Here is a 22,050-nt window from a genome sequence, read left to right on the forward strand (position 1 = left end):
CCGCCCGTCCTTAAAAGACGGGCTATAAGAGCCCATCCCACTTTCAAGAGTGGAAGTTATTTAATTCTCATTCCTAAGATAGTCCACGCAAGCTTTTTGGGAAATAGCGATTAGTTATGAATATTAACTTCATGACTTTTCAGGTATCACAAGCTTTTTCCCTTTTTAATTACATATTTGGGACGGGCTAAAAGTGCCAGCCCCACAATGTTTTTATTGTAGAGAGATAGTTTAATTTTAATTGCTAGCCGATCGAACTCTTTGCCTGACAAAAAAATCTCAATCCCTATCACTCTGTAGTGTCGGGGAGAATTTCGACTACATACTCCGGTACATATTCGGGTCGATTCTCCGGCCGATTCGGGGGCAAATTCTGGGGAACCTTCTCCGGTGGATGTTCGAGTCTGACTCGCCGGATCGGGAGATTTGCAATTAGTGCTGTGGCCCGCTGGTCGCTTTCGAGCGAGAACTCAGACCCGGTAGTATCGATTTCCACGTAGCGAGACACCACCTCTAGAATTTCTCGGCGCATCGACTCAACCATTTCTGGGCTGAGTTCTGAGCGATCGTGAGCTAGAACCAGTTTGAGGCGCCGTTTTACCTCGTCGCGGCTGTTGTCAGGGGTGCGCGGGAAAAGTCGTTCGAGAAGTGTGTGTATCATGGGTCGGGCGGGTTTGTCAAGGGTTAGGCATAGAAAAGGTCATACCATTTTCGATTTTCGATTTTCGATTGGGGAATCACTGATTCCTGTCAGGTTTGGATCTGGTCTACAGTTTCATTCTTTTTGGGAACTGGTGTGACTGGGGGAAAATTAGGGCTAGTTTTGGTGATGCGGTCGCTGCTGTTAAAGATCGATCGCCAATAAGCACATCACATAATTTTAATGTTTAAGAACTTGCGGAGGCGAGTAAAGAAGTTTTCGGGACGGGGATTTAGATCGAGAAATTCAACTTTTTCGCCTTCTAAGCGGCGGGCAATATTGTCGAAGGCAGTTCCAGCTAAAGAGGCCGTTTCCGACAATACTAATGGTTCGCCTCGGTTGGTGGAAACGATGACGCGCTCGTCGTCGGGAACGACGCCTAACAGCGAAATGGCGAGGATTTCCCGCACGTCTTGCACTGACATCATATCATTTGCCAGCACCATTGCGGGTCTGATCCGGTTGACGATTAGGTTGATTTTCTTGACGTTGTTGGCTTCCAGCAGACCGATGACTCGATCGGCATCGCGGACAGCAGCGATTTCGGGAGTGGTGACAATGATGCCTTCTTGAGCTGGGGCGATCGCATTTTGAAAACCTTGTTCAATTCCAGCAGGAGAGTCGATCAAAATATAGTCGTATTTTGCTCCCAACATCCCCACAAGCTGCTTCATTTGCTCAGCGCTGATGGCATCTTTCATCCGAGTTTGGGCAGCCGGCAACAGCACCAAGCGCGGCTGCCGCTTATCTTTCACCAAAGCCTGCTCTAACCGACACTCTCCAGCGAGAACTTCTAATGCCGTGTAAACAATCCGATTTTCTAAGCCCAGCAGCAAGTCTAAATTTCTGAGACCGAAATCGGCATCAATTACGGCAACGTTGCGCCCCCGCTTAGCTAAAGCCATGCCGAGATTGGCTGTGGAGGTGGTTTTTCCTACCCCGCCTTTCCCTGATGTAACAACAATAATGCGAGCCATAAGCGATTTTTGATTTATTGGGAATTGGTGATTGGGAATTAGTTATTGGTAATTACTTATTGGTAATTACTTATTGGTAATTGGTAATTGGTAATTACTTATTGGTAATTGGTAGCAACTGTCAACTAACAACTAACAACTGCCAACTAACCACTAACAACTGTCAACTAACCACTACCCCCGACTAACTGCGATTTGTCAAAATCAGAGGCTCTACCGATCCGAATCCCTTGAGGCGTCACATAGGCGACTTCCGGGAAAAACTGAGCGGGTGAGGTTTCTGGGCCTCTGGCAACATACTTAGCAATCCTAATCACCATCGGTTCCATCTGCAAGGTCATAATCACGCTTTTGGTGTTGCCACCGGCACCGGCGTGCACGACGCCCCGCAAACGGCCCCAAACTAGGATATCGCCTCCGGCGATGACTGAGCCGCCGGGATTTACGTCTCCCAAAAGTACGACGGTGCCCGGATGGCGAATTTCTACGCCCGATCGCACTGTCATCTGCAAATATAAAGGTTCCGCCAGCGATTGCGGTTTTTCGGCTGAGGCTTTATTCAGGGAAGAAACCGGAGGCTGCTGTTCTACACAATAACCTGCCGTAGCTGCGGCAACGGCGGTTTGGCGGCGGTTGGTGTGGACTCGTTTGAGTTGCAGTTCCACTTCCGAGAGGGCATCGGCGATTTCTTGCAGTTGGCGGATATCTAAAAGTCGATCGTTCCCCATCAATTGTACTTCTGCGTTTGGCTGCCAAAAGCGTTCTCCTGCATTCAGCCTGACTTTTAGCTGCTGCCAAAGTTCAGTCCAAGTCGAGGCGGAAGCTGTTGCGGGTTCGCTGTTGGTTTCTGGGGGGAGTAGCAACAGTAGCTGTCCATCTTCGGTTTTGAGTCGGACTTGCAGCTCCAAGCTCACTTCGGGTGTTGATTGAGTGGCGGCAGCTGCAGCTGCGGCGGAGGCATCGGGTGTCATGGGACAGTTTGATATCGGGTAGGGACAGGTTAACATCAATATTAGCTCGATCGGTCTTTTGGCTCAGCTTCGTTTGTGAACAAGATTTTTTTTATTAACCGCAGAGGGCGCAGAGGACACAGAGAAAGAGAATAGAGAGCAGAAGAAAGAAATAGTTTTGACAAGCTATGATTATTCAATAACAGCGTGCTTACTAATTATTAATTTTTAATTAGGTTATGGAGCAAATTGAACGTTATCGCGGCAGTCTTCTCGGTTTAGCAGTTGGCGATGCTCTCGGCACAACTTTAGAGTTCTGTCGCCCCGGAACGTTTGCGCCTATTAACGATATGGTTGGCGGCGGCCCGTTTCGACTGCAACCGGGCGAGTGGACGGACGATACTTCGATGGCACTTTGTTTAGCTGAAAGTTTGATTGAGAAACAAGGTTTCGATCCAGTCCATCAGTTAGAAACATATCTGCGGTGGAGTACAGACGGACATTTGAGCAGTACGGGTGAATGTTTTGATATTGGCAATACGGTTCAACAAGCACTTTGGCAGTTTGAAGATACAAGAAAACCTTACTGCGGTTTTACCGATGCTCAGACTGCTGGAAATGGTTCGATTATGCGCTTGGCTCCGGTGCCTTTGTTTTATGCTAAAAATCCTTTGGAAGTCATAGAAAAATCGGGACAAAGTTCGAGAACTACTCACGGTGCTGCTACTTGTGTGGATGCTTGCCGCTATTTGGGTAATTTAATTGCGGGGGCTGTGAATGGAGTTGCTAAAGATGTGTTGCTTTCGGAAAGATATTGTCCGATTTCTGCATATTGGGAAGCTCACCCGCTGGTAGCAGAGATTGATGAGATTGCGGCGGGTTCTTTTAAATTGCGACAACCTCCTGAAATTAAAGGTACGGGTTATGTTGTCAAGTCTTTGGAGGCGGCACTTTGGGCTTTTTACAACAGTTCTTCTTTTGCTGAAGGCTGTTTGTTGGCTGTGAATTTGGGCGACGATGCGGATACTACTGGTGCGGTTTACGGACAGTTGGCTGGGGCTTTTTACGGGGAGGGGGGAATACCGGAAAAATGGATCTCGCAATTGGTCGATCGCACTTTAATTGTATCTTTTGCCGATCGGCTCTTGACTTTATCTAGTTAAAATCGATGTTTTAAATCAAGGGTGACAATTCCCAGGCATAACATAAATAATTGTAGGGGCGGGTTCACCGAAATATATGACACCCACCGACAAATCAGATAAACCCGCCCCATCCCATCAAGAAACTACCAGAACTATCGGTCAGAGCAACTCCGCCCTATGAAAAACTCCACTTTTAACCAACCCTCTACCCGAATAGGCGCCACCACAGGCAGATTGTGCCTACAAAACGCTATATTTTTTTGTTCGTAAGTCCTGAATCGAAAATCAAAAATCGAATAACCCTTGACGTGTGTAGCAATTCGTGATAACTTCATGCGCGTCTATCGGGATATAAAAAATATTTATAAATAAATCTTAAGTTTTAATTAAATTTAGTATTATAATTTTGGTAACTTTCAACTAAGTATTTATTCTCAATATGATAGCGGATCAATTTCCTTGGCTGACCGCAATTGTCATCCTACCCCTCCTAGCTTCCCTCGCCATCCCTTTTCTGCCCGATACAGACGGCAAAACCGTGCGCTGGTATGCCCTAGGCGTAGGCATTGCAGATTTTGTATTAATGTGCTGGGTGTTTTGGACTCATTACGATCCAAGCATCTCTACTTTCCAAATAGTCGAGCAATATTCCTGGATACCTTCTTTAGGCCTCAACTGGTCTGTTTCTGTTGACGGGCTGTCTGTTCCGCTGGTACTGTTGGCGGGATTGGTGACGACGCTATCAATCTTTGCAGCCTGGGAAGTCGATCGCAAGCCACGACTATTCTACTTCCTGATGCTGGTGATGTACTCCGCACAAATAGGAGTGTTCGTCGCCCAAGACATCATGTTGCTGTTCATTGTCTGGGAACTAGAACTAATTCCGGTGTACCTGCTAATCTCGATTTGGGGCGGACAAAACCGCCGCTACGCAGCTACCAAATTCTTGATTTACACCGCCGGCGCTTCCATCTTTATTTTGATAGCAGCCTTAGCAATGGCATTCTACGGCGGAGGCACCCCCACCTTCGACATGGTAGAACTAGGCTTGAAGGACTACCCGCTGGGTTTAGAATTATTCCTTTATGCGGGATTGCTGATTGCCTTCGGTGTCAAACTGGCGATTTTCCCCTTCCACACTTGGCTGCCTGATGCCCACGGCGAAGCATCTTCTCCCGTGTCGATGATTCTGGCCGGCGTATTGCTGAAAATGGGCGGATACGGACTGATTCGCCTGAATTTGGAACTTCTTCCCCAAGCACACGTTTACTTTGCACCGATTATGGCGGTGCTCGGCGTGGTAAATATTATCTACGGCGCGCTGAACTCCTTCGGCCAATCGAACATGAAGCGCCGCTTAGCGAATTCGTCGATTTCTCACATGGGATTCGTGTTGTTGGGTATTGCTTCCTTCACGGATTTGGGAATCAACGGGGCGCTGTTGCAAATGATTTCCCACGGTTTAATCGCCTCAGTATTGTTTTTCCTGGCTGGCGTTACTTACGATCGCACCCATACAATGATCATGGACGAGATGGGCGAGATTGGGAAAGTCATGCCGAAAGTGTTTGCTTTGTTTACCGCAGGCGCGATGGCATCTTTGGCACTTCCCGGAATGAGCGGTTTTGCTAGCGAATTGTCCGTGTTTGTGGGCGTCGCAACTAGCGATATGTACAGCGGTTCTTTCCGCGCGGTGACAGTGTTCCTGGCTGCTGTAGGACTGATTTTGACGCCGATTTATTTGCTCTCGATGCTGCGACAGTTATTTTACAACTGTGGGAGACTGGCGGCTTGCGACCTTGAGGATCTAAATCTGCAGAATCAGAGAAACAATCTGGATGAAGCGGTTTGTTTTGGTAATAGTTGCGTTTTGCCTGGTGATGCACCGTTTATTGATGCTAAACCTCGGGAAGTGGCGATCGCATTTTGCTTTTTGATACCGATTGTCGGCATTGGTTTTTATCCCAATATGGCGATGCAAGTCTACGATGCCAAGACTGTCGCAGTCAACGCAGAAGTCCGCCAATCTTACATCCAAATTGCTCAACAAAATCCTCGGATTTATGCGAATCAACTTTTGGTTCCCAAAATTGCCCAAGCTCAAAAATCGCCTGCTTTGGACAAAATTACAGGGTCTGAATCTGCATCGGTTTTTGGCATTGTCAAATAATTTAATCGAATTCTGTTTGTGTTGAAAATTGGGCGATCGCTTTTGTCAAAGGGCGATCGCTTTTTTCTTATCGCTGAATTTCTGAAATAATCTGCGCCAGATTCTCCCTAGCATATCCCACCTCAAGCATCGATTTATCATCGAGTTCAGAGGCTACTTTATTCAAGATATTTAGCGGTTCTTCAAAGCCTGTCGTCTTCACAAACAACACTTGCAAGCGATTTTTTACTAATGCTAAAATAGAGCGACTTGGTTCGCCTTTATCCCCTTTCCATTTAGCAATGTTAATGCTCAATTTGTGAGTTTTCAACAGCCGCATTCTTTCTATTCCTTGGGTCTTAACCGTCTCCAAAACCTCCGATCGAATCTGATAGACTAATCTATCCGTCACATATTGCACGATCAAAGGCTGAAGCATAAAAACAGTTTCCCCCCCCTCACTAATTTTGTCAATCAGCGAGCGACGACCCAGAGAATCGAGATTTTTTAGCAAATCCGAAAGCGATGAATTGACCAATATCTGCTCTCGCAAAGTCGCCAGGGAAATCGGGCTTTGAGCAATAGCAATCCAGTAGGCAATCTCTTGTTCTGAACTCGACATTCGATCGAACTGCTGTGCCAGCAAATTGCTGATATGTTCTTCAATAAATAACGCCGTTGCTTCCAAAAGCTTTAAAATATTTCCCTCGAAAAACTCGTTAATTGTTGTGGCTACAATCTTTAAGGCTAACAGATTGCCTCCGTACCGCGATAACAAGATTTCCAACTCTCGATCTTGAGGCGACAAACCTTTTTCTTGGAAAATCTCCCGCGCTATTTCCGAGGAAATAGCAGGTTTTAAAGACCGCACTTTTTCTCCCGCTAGCAAAGCCAGTTCCGTAGGCTCTTCCGAACTAACTAGCAGTAAACAGCTATTGTGATTGACCTCACCGAGCCGCACAATTAAATCTCGATATCCTTCGCAGCCTTCGCGATAGTGTCCCGCTAATTCTTCGGGTTTGAGAACCGCTTCAAAATCGTCTAAAATTACCAGACAGCGGTGTTTTCGCAGATATTCGACCAAGCGCGAAATTTTGCTGTTGAGGTCTAGCTGCACATCGGGTTTTTGTTGGTTAGAAAAAAGTTGAATTAAGCTTCCTAGGAAGTCGGATGGTTCGGGTGTCGATCGCAGCGATCGCCAAATCACAAAATCAAACTCATTCTGTACCTGTGAGGCCAACTGCACCGACAGAGTTGTTTTGCCGCTACCAGCCAAACCAAGCAGCGCTACCAGGCGACAATTATCTGATACAGTCCACTGCTTTAAAGTAGTTAATTCTTCAGTCCGTCCGTAAAAAACCGAAACATCCGGTGCTTGGCCCCAATCTTCCTGTCGGTGTCCAATCGCCATCTTCAATAGAGAACCTTTACCTCCACTAAAATCGCTCGTTCCCCGATCGGTGTGGTATGAAAACAGCAACTGATGCCTCAATTCCGAAAGCTTTCCAGGGCCGTTCCCCCCAATCTGAAACTTTTTGTAAACTTCGCCTAGTCTTTTGCGAACGGCGATGTCGCTAATGCCAAGCTTGGTTGCGATCGTCGCCGTAGATTGACCGTCGAGAGCCATAAACACAGTTTCTAACTCGGCATCTGTGACACCGCGTTGTTTGGCGATCGTTTGCACAAAGTTTTGAGGAATCGGAGTAGTCAAGGTAGGAATCTCGTCTATACTAAAAATCTATCTTCTATTATATTGTGTGAGTTCTCGCGGGCGAGCAATTGAATCGAATCAGTCAACGTTCAGCTTGCTTTTAGTTGTTTAGACAGATTTAGATATTTATACCCAATTATCCATTGTGATACCAGTTTAAACTGATATCTTGCACCATTCTCAATTACTTGCTTAGGAACAGGCTTTCCGGCCTGTTCCACAAGAGATAAATTTTATTGTGAAACAGGCCGGAAAGCCTGTTCTTGACAATGGTGCAAGATGTGAATTTAAACAAAGAATGTAACTTTAGTAGAACCTATTGTAGGGTGGGTGGAGGCGCGGCGATTAATCTGTAGAACCAAACGATAAATCTCCAACCGCGCCTCCACCCACCGCGAACCAAAAACCGGGTCAATTTACAATTTTTGAAAGCAGCCCTATATCAGCCAAAAATTGTCGCACTAGCGCGGTATTCTCGGGCAGAAAGCAGCCGCCAACTCCCATCGCCCATAAGTTCCAAAACCTGCTGGTGATATTTGACTAAACTCAATCGGTGGCCCACACTCACAAACGTAGTTTTAGTGGCTTGCAACTGCTCGTATAAATATTGCTCGTTCTTCAAATCCAAAGCACTTGTCGCCTCATCCACAATAGCGTATCTGGGTTCCGTCAATAACAATCTAGCAAAAGCTAAACGTTGCTGTTCTCCCAGCGACAAAATCTCACCCCAATCTAAATTCGCATCAAAACCGCCCAATCTGTCCGGCAAATCTGCTAAGTTTACTGATGCCAAAACGCGGCGCAATTTTTCCTCATCAACCTCGCTGCTGGTATGGGGATACAAAAGTTGCGATCGCAAACTACCCAAAATCATATAAGGACGCTGCGGCAAAAACAGCATTTCCCCCAATTCTGGCCGCGCCAAACGCCCCGTTCCCGCGTCCCACAAACCCGCAATCGCCCGCAGCAAGGAACTCTTTCCAGTACCGCTTTGTCCGACAATTAACAGTCCTTCACCGGGCTGCACTGCTACCGACAAATCCCTAATTAAAGTCTTTTGATGCTGCGGAGTATCTACAGTAACGTGCTCCAGTGTCAACTGAGAATCTACTACTACATCTATAGCAGTTCCAGCAGGACGAGATACCGCTTTTTTCGCTTCCAGAGTATCTGTAAATACAGTCAAACGATTGATACTAGCTGCAAAAGAACTCAGCGGCTCAATCTGAGTTACAATCACAGAAAAAGCGCGCAAAATCTGACTAAAAGCAAAACCCGCTTGAGTGATATCTCCAAACTGGATTGTACCACTTCGATCTGCAAAATAAGTTGGAGCTAGAAACAAAGCCGGAATAATCACAACAGCATATCCGTATCCAGTTGTGAAATAATCCAAGTTCCGCTGCCAACCAATTAGCAAATTAAAATTGCGGAATACTTCCACAAATCGCTGCTTTATTTGAAATGATTCTTGCTCCTCGCCTCCATAAAAAGCAATAGATTCGGCGTTGTCGCGAATGTGAACCAGTCCGTAGCGAAAATTTGCTTCTTTTTTAAGTTGCTCGAAATTCAGAGGTACTAATCTTTGACCAAAAACTAGAGTAGCTGTCGTGCCCACAATAGCGTAGATAATCAGAAAAATCGAAAGTTGTTTTGAGATAGACCACAGGATACCAGTAAAAGATATAATATTAACTATTGAACCCAGGATGAGCAGCATAAATGACAAACTTGTCCGGGTAAAAGAGCGGACATCTTCGGAAATTCGCTGGTCTGGATTGTCGATTTCCTTGTGTAAATTTATTTCGTAATAAGCCCGATTCTGAAAATACTTATCGAGGAACTTATTAGTCATCCACTCCCGCCAGTAGATACCCAATTTATCTTCGGTATACCGGTAAATTACCACAATGGGAGTGCCGACTATAAAAACCCCTGCATACACAAACAGATACTTCCAGTAATTGAGCTGGTCTTTCTTAGCTAGTGCTGTGTTAAAAAAGTTACCGACGTAACTAATTATTACATTCATACCGCTGACTGACAGCGACAAAAAAAGCAGCAAAGTCAATAAAGCCCAGGGCTGCCAGTGCGGTGTCAATCTGTCTTTGAACCAGACAAAAGCGCTGAAAGGAAGAATTAACATTAAAGCCACGATCGCAATTGCGGGCGAATTAATAATTCCTTTCAACAAAGTAACTAAGCCTGCTGCAATACTATTGACAAATTCGGGAAATAAGACTTGAGTACCCAAACATACAGCGCTGACGAGAACAAACATCGCAGCGAAGAGAAATATCAACAACAGCGCTACTAATCCTAAAAAGATTCTGCCACTCCCAGGCTCTAAAGGATAAAAGTAAGGTTGAGCGATCGCAATAAATCTCTGCCACAACTGACGGTCAAATCGATTCATCTTTGCTGTTTACAAAACTACTTTGACTGTTCTAACATATCAAGTCTTGTGACAAACTGCAGTAGTAATTTATTCGGAGTTTCGCGAAAAAAAATTGTCTCACGCACAGACGGAAACTGGTTGTCCGAGTTAACAGGTGGCAAGAAAAAATTTGGCAGATTAGTTCAAGCTCTTAGATTCATTTGTTCAATCAATTCTTTAATCTCAAATCTCAAATCGCTCTAGCTGGAAGAAGTTGCGCTATCGCCGGCCAAGTCTGACTGCAATTTACTGCTGTAAAATCTTTGGCTAATCCCTAAAATTACTTGTTTCATTAGCCAATACAAAACAGCAATTACTACAAAAGTGACAGCCATTACTAAAACCGGACGCTTGCCTATCAAATCGTTCATTACGCTGTTAACCAGCGCATCAGGGTTAGTCAGAATGTCCCAAGTGTTGAAGCGGATAAATCGCCCTAAATAAATGCCGATCGCCGAAAGTGCGTGTATAGTTATCTCCGTTGCCAGGATAAATCTACTCAAACCCTGTTGCTTCAAATAGTAACCCAAATTCATCACCGACAGCACGTAAGCTCCAAACCCGGCCAGCATAAACGCGAGATATTGGGGAATCAAAGCCAGAGTCACAGTCCACACCGAGTTCCCCTCTTTAATCTGGCGGATCAGGTGAATGATATCAGTTAAAACGTAGGGCGCATTGGGTAAAAATGCGATAAACCAGAAAAAACCGCCCCACCACCGGAGAGAGCGAACTCCGCGCTGCCGCAGTACCCAGATGTCTACAGCCATCAGTGCCAGTGTAATCGCGATCGCCCCCAAAACGTAAGTTTTGCCCACATCTTGCACTATGTGCCTCAGATACGCAAAAACAGGGCGCGTACTGGACAAAAAAGTAGCGCCCAGAAGAAAGCCCGTACCCCACAGCAGCCAGCGCGATCGAGGTTTGCGGAACAGCCAAAAACTCAGGCCCAGCGGTACTAAAGCCAAAAACAAATTCCAAGACATCCAGCGGACATTGTGTCCCATTGCTTCCAGCGCTTCCAGGATTAATCCCATCATGTCAATTTTTATACAATTAAAGGTTTGATGCAGTTTCAATCTATCTTAGTCGTTAACTTGTAGGGTGCGTCAGCTTATGGCTCCTGGCTGTGCGCCTAAAAATCAGGATCTGCTGACGCACCCTACCACTGTCGAGTCAATCTAAAATCTAAAATCTAAAATCTAAAATCGACTGACGCACCCTACCACTGTCGAGTCAATCTAAAATCTAAAATCTAAAATCTAAAATCGACTGACGCACCATACCATTGTGGAGTGAATTCTTTAATCTAAAATCTAAAATCTAAAATCTAAAATCGACTGGCGCACCCTACTATTTATACACTTTGTCGATCGGAATCTCAATCTGAAAAGTCGTTCCGCATCCTATGGAAGAAATGCACTCAATCTTACCCTTGTGCTTTTCCACCACAATCGAGTGCGCGATAGACATTCCCAACCCCGTACCTTTCCCCACAGCTTTCGTAGTAAAAAACGGGTTAAAAATTCGATCTACTATCCCATCGGGAATACCCGTACCGTTGTCCGAAATTTCTACCCTCACAGTGTTCTGGGGGGTTACACCAGTGGAAATAGTAATGCGGCCACTCTTTGTCTCTGATTGTGGAACCGATAACTTTTGATATCGTTCTTCAATAGCATCAATTCCATTAGCAACAATATTCATAAACACCTGATTCAGTTGGCTGGGATAGCATTCCACCAGCGGCAGTTTCCCGAAATCCTTAATTACTTCAATTTCCGGGCGACAGTCCCGACTCTTCAAGCGGTGCTGCAAAATTAACAAAGTGCTCTCAATTCCCTCGTGAATATCCACCGGCTTCATTGCCGATTCGTCCAGTCGCGAAAAATTTCTGAGGGACAATACAATTTGCCGGATGCGCTCGCTTCCTACCTGCATCGAACCCATAACTTTTCTTAAATCCTCAGCCATGAAATCCAAATCAATCTCTTCAATGCGATCGACAATTTTTGAATGAGGTTCGGGATACTCCTGTTCGTAAAGAGTAACCAGATCGAGCAACTGTGTAGTATACTGGTTGAGATAATCAATGTTAGCGTGAATGAAATTAACGGGATTATTAATTTCGTGAGCGATGCCAGCCACTAATTGCCCCAAAGAAGACATTTTTTCTGTTTGAATGAGTTGAGTTTGAGTAGAGCGCAATGACCGCAGCGCTGACTCTAAATCTCTGGCTTTTTCTCTTTCTCGTTCCTCGCTTTGCCGCAGTGCTTCCTCTGCTTGCTTGCGAGTCGTAATATCTTGGGAAACTCCAATTATTACCTTAGCCTGACCCTCCGCATTCCTACTAAAAATAGTATCCCGGCTTTGCAGCCACAACAATTGACCGTATGCTCCCTGTACCCGGTACTCAATTTCCCTAGTTTCGCCATCTTCAACTTCTGCAAAGCTCGCGTGATGTTCCACAATTTTAGGCAAATCTTCGGGGTAGATTAACTGAGGCATGAGTGACGAATCCATCGCTGTAAGATCGTCTAGGGTATATCCCAAAAGCCCGAACAGTGAAGTATTGCTGTATATATTTCGCTGTTCTTCCAAGTCGTAGAGATACAAAATACCGGGAGTAGCCTCGGCTACTTTTTGAATAAACTGCTGGCTTTCTTGCAATTCTAATTCAGCTTGTTTGCGATCGGTAACATCAACGGTGATGCCGTCCCAAAGAATATCGCCGTTTTCCTTAGCTTCAGGACGCGAATTTGTCTGAAACCAGCGAATTTTGCCTGAAGGTAGTACCAGCCGTCCTTCCCACTGCCAAGGTTGCAGATTTTGGGCAGAAATAGCAATAGATTCGTCATGACTTTGGCGGTCGTCGGGATGAACCAAATCTGTTAGCACAGCCGCATTTTTAAGAATATATTCTGGTTCTAACTCAAAAAGTTCTCGGCAACCAGCACTTATGTAAGGAAAACAGGAATAGCCATCTGCACGCAACAAAAATTGATAAATGATTCCAGGTAAATTAGCAGACAGCTTTTGGAATTTTGCCTCGCTTTCCCGCAGTGCTTCCTCAGCTTGTTTGCGCTCCGTAATGTCAGTAATTGAACCAACCATGCGGACTGCTTTTCCAGATGCGTCCCACAAAGCTTGTCCCCGACTCAATATCCATTTGTAAGCGCGGTTGTAGCACCACAAGCGGTATTCTGTGATGTAATGCGGCGTTTTTCTCTCCAAGTGTTCTTGAAGAAGTTGCTGAGAACTCACTAAATCATCGGGATGTAAATTCGTATTCCATGTATTATTGTAATCGCTAATGTCACTATCTTCGTAACCAGTGATTTCCTTAAAGCGATCGGAAACAAAAAGTTGACCGGTTTGCAAGTTCCAGTCCCAAATGCCGTCATTGTTGCCTTTGAGTGCTAACTGCCAGCGTTCTTCAGTTTGCATCAATTGAGCAGTTCTCTGTTTCACTCTCTTTTCGAGTTCTTGATTGAGCTGTTTGAGACTTTCTTCTGCCTGGTTGCGTTCGATCGCAATTCCTGCTAAATTAATAATCGCTTCTATCAATTGCAGCTCAAAAAAATGAGGGCTGCGCGGTTGGGAATAATATATTCCAAAAGTTCCTAAAACTTGACTCTGAGATGAGAAAATAGGAGTTGACAAGCAAGCTCTCAGTCCAAAACTCAAGGCTAAATCTCGATAATTTTCCCACAAACGATCGCTGGCAATATCTGTAACGATCACCTGTTGGCGGCTAAAGGCAGCAGAGCCGCAGGAACCGACATCCGGCCCGATGGCTATGCCATGAATAGCAGCATTGTAACTGTCGGGCAAACTGGGCGCGGCTCCGTGCAGCAAATGTTTTCCGTCTGGAGCTAGAAGCAATATCGAACCGATGACATCTCTAGATTGCTGCTCGATAATTTTAATTAAAGTATTTAAAGTATCGCCCAGAGGAGCGCCCTTAGCAATCATTTCTAAAATTTGTTTTTGACCGGTTAACCAATTTTCTGCTTGCTTGCGCTCCGTAATGTCGCGAGCCACCCACAGAACAGTATTCTTTTTCATCGGCGAAATGGTAGCGGCAAACCACGTTTGTACGCTGGCAATTTCTAGGTTGTATTCAAAAGTACAGGTGTGATTGGTAGCAAGGGCGGTGCGAATTTGCTCTAGAAAAAAATCTTCCTTTTCTGTGTCGAATAAATCGTTAATTTTTTTACCGACAAATTCTGCCGTCGGCTTGTACAATAATTGGGGATTGGTCGGCGCGACTTTCAGGAACCGTCCCTCAATATCGAGTTCAAAAATTACATCGTTCATTGCCGCAAATAAAGTCCGCAGTTCTGCTTCCGAAGCCTGGAGGGCGATTTCAGCTTGTTTGCGATCGCTAATATCAGTCCCGATACAAAGCAGCCCTGCCACATTTCCCTTCGCATCTAGTAAAGGTTTATTTGTCCACGCTATCCACACCCTTTCTCCATTGCTGCGGATGTTTTCATTTTCGTTTTGGAAGTATTTTTGCGGCTGTGCCAAACAGTCTCGAATCTTTGTCGCCCGGTCACTTTCAAATAACTCTGTTTTCGGTAGAATTGTGCCGGTCGCACTTTTGCCGATGATTTCTGCTTCTGAATACCCGAAAAAATCTTCAGCAAACTCGTTAAAAAAAGTAATATTACCTTCACTGTCTAACTGCACAATCATGCTGTTAGCATTCTCAACTAATTGCCGGTACTTAACTTCGCTCTCCCGCAGTTTCGCACGGCCGTACACCCAGCTAAAAACCCCCACCCCAGTCAAAAGTGCCAGCAAGTCGCCTCCAAAGAGCAGCCACCACCGAAACGGCGAATTCGCAGGCCATCCTCCCGCCGGAATTGCTGCCAACTGCCAGGAAGCGTTGGGCAAAGTCACTTCCAGCACCACGGGATTCTGCTGAAAAATTGACCCGTCACCGAAAAACACAGGGCCGGAGGCTCCCGAACCGTCTTTGCCCCGCAGAGAGTATTGCAGCTTCGCTGAGGAGTCGTTGAGTCCTGCTTCCTCAATTAAGGATTTTTTGTCGAGGAACAGGCCTGTCAAGCCCCAGTAAACTCCTGTTTCGGGATCGGCGCCGGAGGGTGTGAGAAAAATCGGCGATCGGCTGATGAACGTCTCGTCCCCCTCCAATAATTTCACGGGCCCGGCTAGCAAAGTTTTTCTGGTTCGGATGACCTCTTTGACCATTTCCCGCTGTTCGGGTAGCGCCGTCAAGTCAACTCCGATCGCCGATTCATTTCCCTCCCGCGGATAAATGTAAGCGACCGTCGTGCCTTTAACTAAAGTTATGGCGCGAATGCCCGGTTGCTGTGCCACCAGAATTCTCGCCGTCGCTGCAAACTCGGCTTCGGTGATGTTTGGGTTGTTGGAAATGTAAGCCCCCAAACCCCGCATCAAAAACAGGCGGGAATTCAAAGAGCCTTCCAGCTTTGAACGGACTGTGCTGAGGCGATCGAGGGTGCTAGCGCGGTTGTAGTGAAAAAACCGCCGCTGTTCCGATCGATCTAAAATGCCAACTCCGACCAAAATTGCTATTGATGCCGAAATTGCTGCTAAATACGGTGAAATTTGAAATTTTTTCACCTTAAAGTATTCCATCTGCCGCCGGTTAAGGTATTTTTTTACGTCTTTAGATAGATTTAGTTTAGTTCGATTTCTCTAAGCAAATGCAAGATTTTCGGCATACCGGGCTTTTTGCAAGCGGGCGCGAGTTTGTGGTGTTCTAGGACACCCGCCGAACGCCGGCGATCGGCTTGCCTCTAACCATCTATTCTGCGGACAAAGTTTTAAATCTCAAATCGACTGACTGAAATTAATGCGGTCATAAGCCCCCGGATTCATTCCTTCGCAGGCTCAGGACGGATCGATCTAAAATCTAAAATCTCAAATCTAAAATTGGTTGACTCGCCATTTATCGGGTAGGGTGCGCGCTGCCCCACCAGAGCGGTGGGGGAACGCGCACCCGAAAGACGGGAGTTATTAGCTAAAATAAGGTTAGCAATAATTTTTTTCAGCGCTACGGCTAATCATTCATAGGGGCAATTTGATGCAAGAACAGTTGATGGAAGCGATCGCACCTTACCGCGATCGCGTAGATTATCTAGAAGTTCGCCTCGAACAAAGCGAGTCAACTGCGATTAGTTTTCGCGGCCCTCAGTTAGATGCTGTCAACCGGAGTTTCAGTCTCGCCGGCGGCATCCGCGCCTGTCACAAAGGCGGCTGGAGTTTTGTAACTTTTAACGGTTTAGCTGAGTTAAAAGACCGCATTGAAGAAGCTGTAGTGCAGTCTCGTTTGGTGGGCTGCGAAAAAACTCTACTAGCAGATGTCACCCCTATTCAAGATTATGTAGCGGTGGAATTGGGCCGCGACCCGCGCTCTATTACTCTAGCCGAAAAGCGGAAATTGCTCGAATCTTACAACCAGTTGCTGTTAGATTACGACCCGCGAATTCAGACGACAATGGCCGGTTACAGCGACAGATTCGGGGTTACTTATTTTGTGAATTCTCAAGGCACTTGCATCGCTCAAGAGCGCTTGGACGTGACCGGGCGTTTCGGAGCGATCGCCCGCGGCGAGGGCGGTGTCGTCCGCCAAGGGTTTGAGTCGATTCACTCGCGATCGGATTACGATGTCTTGACAAATATTGAAGATCGTGTTAAAAGTGCTGCCGTTCGAGCAGTGGGCCAACTAGAGGCAAAATCGGTGAAAGGCGGTCAGTATCCGGTGATTTTAGACCCTTATTTGTCGGGGGTTTTTATCCACGAAGCTTTCGGGCATTTGTCGGAAGCAGACGGCATTTACGAAAACCCGAAAATGCAGGAATTGTTGACTTTGGGCAAGCCTGTGGCGATCGAACAATTGAATGTAATTGACGACGCAACAGTGCCGGGATTGCCGGGAACTTTGAAATACGACGACGAAGGTGTGCCGGCACAGTGCAAGCATTTAATTAAAAATGGAGTTTTAGCCGCTCGGATGCACAATCGCGAGACGGCGGGCAAAATGGGCGAAAGTCCGACGGGAAATGCCCGGGCTCTGAGCGCTACTTTTATGCCTTTGGTGCGGATGACTAATACTGCGATCGAGTCTGGCGAACATTCTTTTGACGAAATGGTTGCCGACATTGACGAAGGAGTGTATGCAGTGCGGATGTTGGGAGGACAAACCAACGGCGAAATGTTTACCTTTGCGGCGGCTCAAGGTTTTATGATTCGCGACGGCAAATTGGCTGAACCCGTGAGCGATGTCACTTTAAGCGGCAATGTATTTCAGACTTTAAAGGATATTGAGTCGATAGGAAACGACTCGGTTTATGCCTACGGCGGTTGCGGTAAAGGCGGCCAAAGCGGTTTGCCCGTAAGTGTCGGCGGCCCCCATTTGCGGATTAAAAATGTCGTCGTCGGAGGAAGGTAATCATTAGTCATTAGTCATTAATTATTAGTTCAAAACTTACGCAATTGGCACATGGTGAAGGCGTGCTCGCGCCCTCACGCCTCACCTTAACCAGTCCGGGACACTGACAAGTTGACAAACCACTGAAAATCTACTATTTAGGGCTTCAGCGAGGTCGTTCGGTGTTTGGGAGACTTCAGAAATTACAGAGAAATTGGGGAAGTGCGATCGCGATTATATAGCAATCCTCGCATCAGTTTCAATAACTGGTTAACTTCCAAGCTCTGCCTGGGAACCGATGTAAGCGAGGCTCTGCCTCGGCCCAGACTATGGAGGCTCTTCCTCCGGATCTGCGTTACCAGGCTCTTCCTGGTAACGAGTATAATCATTTAGGATTGCTATAGACTTTACCAGGCTTTCCCCTAATTTTTTGTTTAATTCCCCTTAAGTTTCTTTCATCTCTACCCGATTATTCTGCCTAATGGGAATCTCAATCACAAATTATGCACCCGGTTCTGTTGGCTGTGATAAACTCTTCAAATCTCCGCCGCGCTTCTCCACCAAAATCTGATAGGTAATCAAATAATCCCAAACCAGTGTCTTGACCCGCAGGTTCAGTTGTAAAGAAAGGACTAAATAGATGGGTTCTTATGATCGCGAATTAAATAACTTACAATTTTAATTGTTATTGTGGGATGGGCTCTTATAGCCCGTCATGAGTGGACGGGCGGGACGCCCATCCCACTTTCAAGAGTGGAAGTTATTTAATTCTCATTCCTTACCTCCCTTGTTATTCCCAGCCTGTCTTTCACACCGACTCTTACCCCATCCTAATTCAGCATATAAGTACAAATCGTAATCCTACTATGGTCATTTTTAATTTGCTCCGAGGCGCGTTTTTGGTCATAGCAATTCAAGGCATGAATCGCATAGCTCAGCAAATTCATAAATACCTGATTCAACTTACCGACATAACATTCTATTTTTGGCAAATCTCTTGGGGACGAGGCGCACTCTACAGATAGAGTTTGTGCGTGCAGGAGTGTTCCCTCTTTCTTCTTCCTTCTCAATAAAAAATCCCGGTTTCTTTAAGAAACCGGGATTTTTCCTACCAACTAAGAGAGGAGTCAAAACTTCACAGGTAGCGGTTGCCGGAATTCTGCATTTCTCGCACAACCCTCTAAACCAAACTACGGGCAAATTCTAGTTGCAGCTTCTTTAAAGGTGTCTCATTTCCTCTTCAAGCACCCGAACCAAATCTTGATTGCCACTGGATCTCGCTACTTCTATGCGGTGCATCAGTTGCTTGTGAATGTTAGCGCGGTGGGTTTCTGCTACTTTTTTTACGTTTTGACGATTTGTGTTCATGGTGGACGTTCCTTATATTAAATTTGGTGTACCTGCTACTTCTCTAATATAGCGCTAAATTCCAAAAAGTATCTAAATTTACAAAAAATTTACAGTTGTTGACCGATCGACCAAACTACTGTATAAGATTGGTCATAAGTCAATAGCGATATCTTGACAATCAAAAAAAAGGCAGAACGCTAGAGCACCAGAAGGCAGAAGGCATAAGGCATAAGGCAGAAGTAGAAATTCTCCCCATCTCACAACCTTTACTCAAAGGGTAAGGTACTTATGGCGCACCCAACATTTAGTCAAAACTCAAAACTTGCTTCAGCGCCTCTACCAACTGCTGAAGGTGTGCGAGCTCGTGAGTTGCCATCAGCGAAATCCGAATTCGACTCACGCTGACAGTCGGAGGCCGAATCGCCGGAGCAAAAATACCCATCTCCTTGAGTTTGCTGCCCACTGTTAAAGCGGAGGCTGCATCTTTTAACGGAAGACTGAAAATAGGGGAGAGGGAATTGCTAATTGGTAATTGGTAATTGGCAATCGCGCAATATTTGAAAGTTTCGATATTTTGTCGCAACCGAACTCGGCGTTCTGGTTCTTGCTGTACAATCCTCACAGCTTCTAAAGCAGCCGCCGCGTCAGCAGGCGTCAATGCTGTAGTATAAATCCAACTCGCAGCTCGATTACGCAGAAAATCAATTAAAGCAGCAGATCCCGCAACGTAACCACCTAAACTTCCCAAAGCTTTGCTGAGTGTACCCACTTGAATCAGCGGTGTTCCCGTACACCCGAAATGTTCTGCACAACCGGCACCGCTATCACCGAAAACTCCCGTAGCATGAGCTTCATCTACTAATACCATGCAGTTAAAGGTTTCGGCCACAGCCAACAACTGCGGTAGCGGACACAGGTCCCCATCCATACTAAAGACGCTATCGGTAATAATCAAACACTTGCGATACCTCGCGCGATTTTGCTCTAGCTTGGCTTTTAAATCCTCAAGATTGCAGTGACTGTATTCTAGGGCAGTTGCACCGCTGAGTGCGGCTCCGTTTTTCAGGCTCGAATGGTTGTACTTGTCAGATAATATCAAATCGCGCTTGCCGACAACGGATGCGATCGCTCCTAAATTCGCCAAATATCCCGAACTGAATACTAAAGCATCTTCAGTTTGTTTTAAATTAGCAATAGCCAGTTCTAGCTCTCGGTGCAAATCGCGGTGTCCGCTGACCAACCTCGAACCCGTCGCACCCGTACCAAATTCCTTAGTTGCAGCGATAGCAGCTTTAATTAACCTGTCATCGCCCGCAAGTCCCAGATAATCGTTGCTGGCAAAGTTAATCAGCCGACGGCCTGCTAATTTTACCACCGGACCGGGGGAACTTTCGATTGATTCTGGCGATCGATACCAATCGGCACGGCGAACTGTGTCCAGGGCCTTGTCTATCCAAGCGTAAGGGTCTGCGTTCATATTGGAAAGCGATCGGGTAATACGTTATATTAGCTGGTGATCAGTTCCTCCCTATCACAGAAGCATATGCCACTCACTAAAAAATACAGATTAGTCACCCGCAGCGATTTTGACGGTCTAGTCTGTGCAGTTTTGCTCAAAGAACTCGATATGATCGACGAGATTAAATTCGTGCATCCTAAAGATATGCAGGATGGGAAAATCGAAATAACAAATAACGATATTAGCACCAATTTACCCTATGTTGAGGGAGTTCATCTAGCTTTCGATCACCATTTCAGCGAAACTCTCAGACACGAGAAAATCAAAATTAACCACATCATCGATCCCTATGCAGCTTCAGCAGCTAGGGTACTGTACAAATATTATGGAGGCAAAGCAAAGTTTCCTGATATTTCTGAGGCGATGATGGCAGCCGTTGACAAATCAGATTCCGCTCAATTTGCCCAAGAAGAGGTTCTGCATCCGCAAGAATGGGTGCTGTTAAACTTCATAATGGACGCACGAACCGGGTTGGGAAGGTTTAAAGAATTTACCGTTTCCAATTATCAGTTAATGATGCAGTTAATCGATTACTGCAAATATCATACTATCGATCAAATACTGCAGCTTCCTGATGTAAAAGAAAGAGTAGACCTCTACTTCGATCAGGAAGAAAAATTTAAAGAGCAAATACAGCGATGCGCCCAAGTTTATAATAATTTAGTTGTTTTGGATTTGCGTAACGAAGATGTGATTTATGCGGGAAATCGTTTTGTAATTTATGCTTTGTTCCCTCAGTGCAATATATCTATTCACGTACTTTGGGGACTGAAACAACAAAATACTGTTTTCGCAGTTGGCAAGTCAATCTTTAACAAAACTTCTAAAACTAATATTGGGGAGTTAATGTTGAGGTATGGCGGCGGTGGACACCAGAATGCCGGAACTTGTCAGATTGAGAACGATAAAGCTAGTCAAGTTTTGAAACAGTTAATTGCCCAGATAGAGCAAAATGGTTAATTTGGCTTTATCTTTTTTGCAGTCAGGACTTGAGTCTTTGATGATTTGTTTTAATTTTCAGCACTAAAGTCCTTACTACAAACAGGGATTTTTAGGACTGAAGTCCTTACTGCCAACGGGAATTTAGTCCTCAAGGTTTTTAGCTGGCGGGTTCTGAACATTGAGATTTTCTGAACTTTTGCCTTTGACTGGTGGCAAATGGTCTACCAAACCCATATCAAAAGCGATATCCGGCAACTCATCGGCGTTATATTTTCCTGGCTCAAACAATCGACCGGGAGTAAAACAAGGCTGTTTTAATCGTACCATTTCCCCGGGTGAAAACATTCCCCTAAACATTTTGCGTTCGAGTCCCATAATTTCCGATCCTAAAACAACTTTCGCATTAATCCTAGCAATTTTTGAGCAGCAGCTTCCCAATTAAATAAATCGGCCGTCTCTTTAGCTTTTTTAGCTACCTGAAAACGCATCGGGTCTTCAACAATTTTTCGCAACTGTTCGCGAACAGACTGAAGATTTGGCTCTGCCCAATGAGGAGCATTTCTGATTTTTAGATACTCAGTATCGTAACACTTTCCTACGGGAACTAGATCGTAAGCAATGGGATAGCAGTTATCCGCATTGGCGTAGTCAGTCGGGCCGCCGTACATAGGGTTTGCTGAATAATCGATCGCACGTTACGTAGCGAAAGCGATCGAGAGCGTGCGAGCGAGTGAAAAGTGCAAG

The 22,050-nt window shown here is 45.6% G+C and carries 16 protein-coding genes; 5 read left to right on the forward strand and 11 right to left on the reverse strand.

The genetic code is table 11. The features are described from left to right. Positions 1–289: 289 nt before the first annotated feature. The 3 genes from minE to minC form a co-directional block, all read right to left on the reverse strand. Positions 290–661 carry a cell division topological specificity factor MinE gene (gene minE, locus QUA50_RS25865; protein WP_333268140.1) on the reverse strand — a complete coding sequence of 124 codons (372 nt, stop codon included), beginning with the start codon at positions 659–661 and terminating at the stop codon, positions 290–292. A 209-nt stretch (positions 662–870) separates the two neighbouring features. Further along, positions 871–1,677 (reverse strand): septum site-determining protein MinD, encoded by an 807-nt coding sequence (minD, locus tag QUA50_RS25870; RefSeq protein ID WP_333268137.1) that lies wholly within the window; start codon positions 1,675–1,677, stop codon positions 871–873. Between the two features lie 167 nt (positions 1,678–1,844). Then, positions 1,845–2,648 (reverse strand): septum site-determining protein MinC, encoded by an 804-nt coding sequence (gene minC, locus QUA50_RS25875; RefSeq protein ID WP_333268134.1) that lies wholly within the window; start codon positions 2,646–2,648, stop codon positions 1,845–1,847. Positions 2,649–2,866: 218 nt separating this feature from the next. Here minC and QUA50_RS25880 point away from each other — a divergent pair, with 218 nt between their 5' ends. Together QUA50_RS25880 and QUA50_RS25885 are read left to right on the forward strand one after the other, a co-directional pair. Beyond that, on the forward strand, positions 2,867–3,790 hold the full coding sequence (locus QUA50_RS25880) for an ADP-ribosylglycohydrolase family protein (RefSeq protein ID WP_333268132.1): 924 nt from the start codon (positions 2,867–2,869) through the stop codon (positions 3,788–3,790). A 421-nt stretch (positions 3,791–4,211) separates the two neighbouring features. Beyond that, on the forward strand, positions 4,212–5,942 hold the full coding sequence (locus tag QUA50_RS25885; protein WP_333268131.1) for an NAD(P)H-quinone oxidoreductase subunit 4: 1,731 nt from the start codon (positions 4,212–4,214) through the stop codon (positions 5,940–5,942). Between the two features lie 67 nt (positions 5,943–6,009). Here the strand turns inward: QUA50_RS25885 and QUA50_RS25890 are convergent, their stop codons facing one another. The 4 genes from QUA50_RS25890 to QUA50_RS25905 all read right to left on the reverse strand — a co-directional run bounded on the left by QUA50_RS25890 (position 6,010) and on the right by QUA50_RS25905 (position 15,685). Next, positions 6,010–7,632 (reverse strand): NB-ARC domain-containing protein, encoded by a 1,623-nt coding sequence (locus QUA50_RS25890; RefSeq protein WP_333268129.1) that lies wholly within the window; start codon positions 7,630–7,632, stop codon positions 6,010–6,012. A gap of 442 nt (positions 7,633–8,074) precedes the next feature. After that, positions 8,075–10,048 (reverse strand): ABC transporter ATP-binding protein/permease, encoded by a 1,974-nt coding sequence (locus QUA50_RS25895; RefSeq protein ID WP_333268127.1) that lies wholly within the window; start codon positions 10,046–10,048, stop codon positions 8,075–8,077. 221 nt (positions 10,049–10,269) lie between these two features. Beyond that, on the reverse strand, positions 10,270–11,109 hold the full coding sequence (locus QUA50_RS25900) for a DUF1361 domain-containing protein (RefSeq protein ID WP_333268124.1): 840 nt from the start codon (positions 11,107–11,109) through the stop codon (positions 10,270–10,272). Positions 11,110–11,422: 313 nt separating this feature from the next. Continuing rightward, positions 11,423–15,685, reverse strand: coding sequence for a PAS domain S-box protein (locus QUA50_RS25905; RefSeq protein WP_333268122.1), 4,263 nt, complete (start codon positions 15,683–15,685; stop codon positions 11,423–11,425). 463 nt (positions 15,686–16,148) lie between these two features. Between QUA50_RS25905 and QUA50_RS25910 the strand changes: the two genes are divergently transcribed. Both QUA50_RS25910 and QUA50_RS25915 read left to right on the forward strand, forming a co-directional pair. Next, positions 16,149–17,516 carry a TldD/PmbA family protein gene (locus tag QUA50_RS25910; protein WP_333268119.1) on the forward strand — a complete coding sequence of 456 codons (1,368 nt, stop codon included), beginning with the start codon at positions 16,149–16,151 and terminating at the stop codon, positions 17,514–17,516. Between the two features lie 845 nt (positions 17,517–18,361). Further along, positions 18,362–18,520: a hypothetical protein gene (locus QUA50_RS25915; protein WP_333212558.1), complete on the forward strand. Its 159-nt coding sequence runs from the start codon at positions 18,362–18,364 to the stop codon at positions 18,518–18,520. Positions 18,521–18,713: 193 nt separating this feature from the next. Here QUA50_RS25915 and pirA read toward each other — a convergent pair whose 3' ends face one another. Next, the gene (gene pirA / locus QUA50_RS25920) at positions 18,714–18,863 is read right to left on the reverse strand and encodes an arginine synthesis PII-interacting regulator PirA (protein WP_333268117.1); all 150 of its coding nucleotides are present in this window, start codon (positions 18,861–18,863) and stop codon (positions 18,714–18,716) included. A gap of 286 nt (positions 18,864–19,149) precedes the next feature. After that, positions 19,150–20,322 (reverse strand): 8-amino-7-oxononanoate synthase, encoded by a 1,173-nt coding sequence (gene bioF, locus QUA50_RS25925; RefSeq protein ID WP_333268115.1) that lies wholly within the window; start codon positions 20,320–20,322, stop codon positions 19,150–19,152. 66 nt (positions 20,323–20,388) lie between these two features. Here bioF and QUA50_RS25930 point away from each other — a divergent pair, with 66 nt between their 5' ends. Continuing rightward, the gene (locus tag QUA50_RS25930) at positions 20,389–21,324 is read left to right on the forward strand and encodes an exopolyphosphatase (protein WP_333268113.1); all 936 of its coding nucleotides are present in this window, start codon (positions 20,389–20,391) and stop codon (positions 21,322–21,324) included. Positions 21,325–21,447: 123 nt separating this feature from the next. On the opposite strand, the gene QUA50_RS25935 is transcribed toward QUA50_RS25930, so the two are convergent. Together QUA50_RS25935 and QUA50_RS25940 are read right to left on the reverse strand one after the other, a co-directional pair. Next, positions 21,448–21,681: a hypothetical protein gene (locus QUA50_RS25935; protein WP_333298937.1), complete on the reverse strand. Its 234-nt coding sequence runs from the start codon at positions 21,679–21,681 to the stop codon at positions 21,448–21,450. 11 nt (positions 21,682–21,692) lie between these two features. After that, positions 21,693–21,974 (reverse strand): hypothetical protein, encoded by a 282-nt coding sequence (locus QUA50_RS25940; protein ID WP_333268108.1) that lies wholly within the window; start codon positions 21,972–21,974, stop codon positions 21,693–21,695. Positions 21,975–22,050: the final 76 nt, after the last annotated feature.

This window comes from Microcoleus sp. M2_D5 (assembly GCF_036701935.1).
Lineage (GTDB): Bacteria > Cyanobacteriota > Cyanobacteriia > Cyanobacteriales > Microcoleaceae > Microcoleus.

Bases quoted from the DNA above. Each gene is read 5' to 3' on its own strand.
- minE (WP_333268140.1), bottom strand. From the start codon at position 661: ATGATACACACACTTCTCGAACGACTTTTCCCGCGCACCCCTGACAAC.
- minD (WP_333268137.1), bottom strand. From the start codon at position 1,677: ATGGCTCGCATTATTGTTGTTACATCAGGGAAAGGCGGGGTAGGAAAA.
- minC (WP_333268134.1), bottom strand. From the start codon at position 2,648: ATGACACCCGATGCCTCCGCCGCAGCTGCAGCTGCCGCCACTCAATCA.
- QUA50_RS25880 (WP_333268132.1), top strand. From the start codon at position 2,867: ATGGAGCAAATTGAACGTTATCGCGGCAGTCTTCTCGGTTTAGCAGTT.
- QUA50_RS25885 (WP_333268131.1), top strand. From the start codon at position 4,212: ATGATAGCGGATCAATTTCCTTGGCTGACCGCAATTGTCATCCTACCC.
- QUA50_RS25895 (WP_333268127.1), bottom strand. From the start codon at position 10,048: ATGAATCGATTTGACCGTCAGTTGTGGCAGAGATTTATTGCGATCGCT.
- QUA50_RS25900 (WP_333268124.1), bottom strand. From the start codon at position 11,109: ATGATGGGATTAATCCTGGAAGCGCTGGAAGCAATGGGACACAATGTC.
- QUA50_RS25910 (WP_333268119.1), top strand. From the start codon at position 16,149: ATGCAAGAACAGTTGATGGAAGCGATCGCACCTTACCGCGATCGCGTA.
- QUA50_RS25915 (WP_333212558.1), top strand. From the start codon at position 18,362: ATGGTCATTTTTAATTTGCTCCGAGGCGCGTTTTTGGTCATAGCAATT.
- pirA (WP_333268117.1), bottom strand. From the start codon at position 18,863: ATGAACACAAATCGTCAAAACGTAAAAAAAGTAGCAGAAACCCACCGC.
- bioF (WP_333268115.1), bottom strand. From the start codon at position 20,322: ATGAACGCAGACCCTTACGCTTGGATAGACAAGGCCCTGGACACAGTT.
- QUA50_RS25930 (WP_333268113.1), top strand. From the start codon at position 20,389: ATGCCACTCACTAAAAAATACAGATTAGTCACCCGCAGCGATTTTGAC.
- QUA50_RS25935 (WP_333298937.1), bottom strand. From the start codon at position 21,681: ATGGGACTCGAACGCAAAATGTTTAGGGGAATGTTTTCACCCGGGGAA.
- QUA50_RS25940 (WP_333268108.1), bottom strand. From the start codon at position 21,974: ATGTACGGCGGCCCGACTGACTACGCCAATGCGGATAACTGCTATCCC.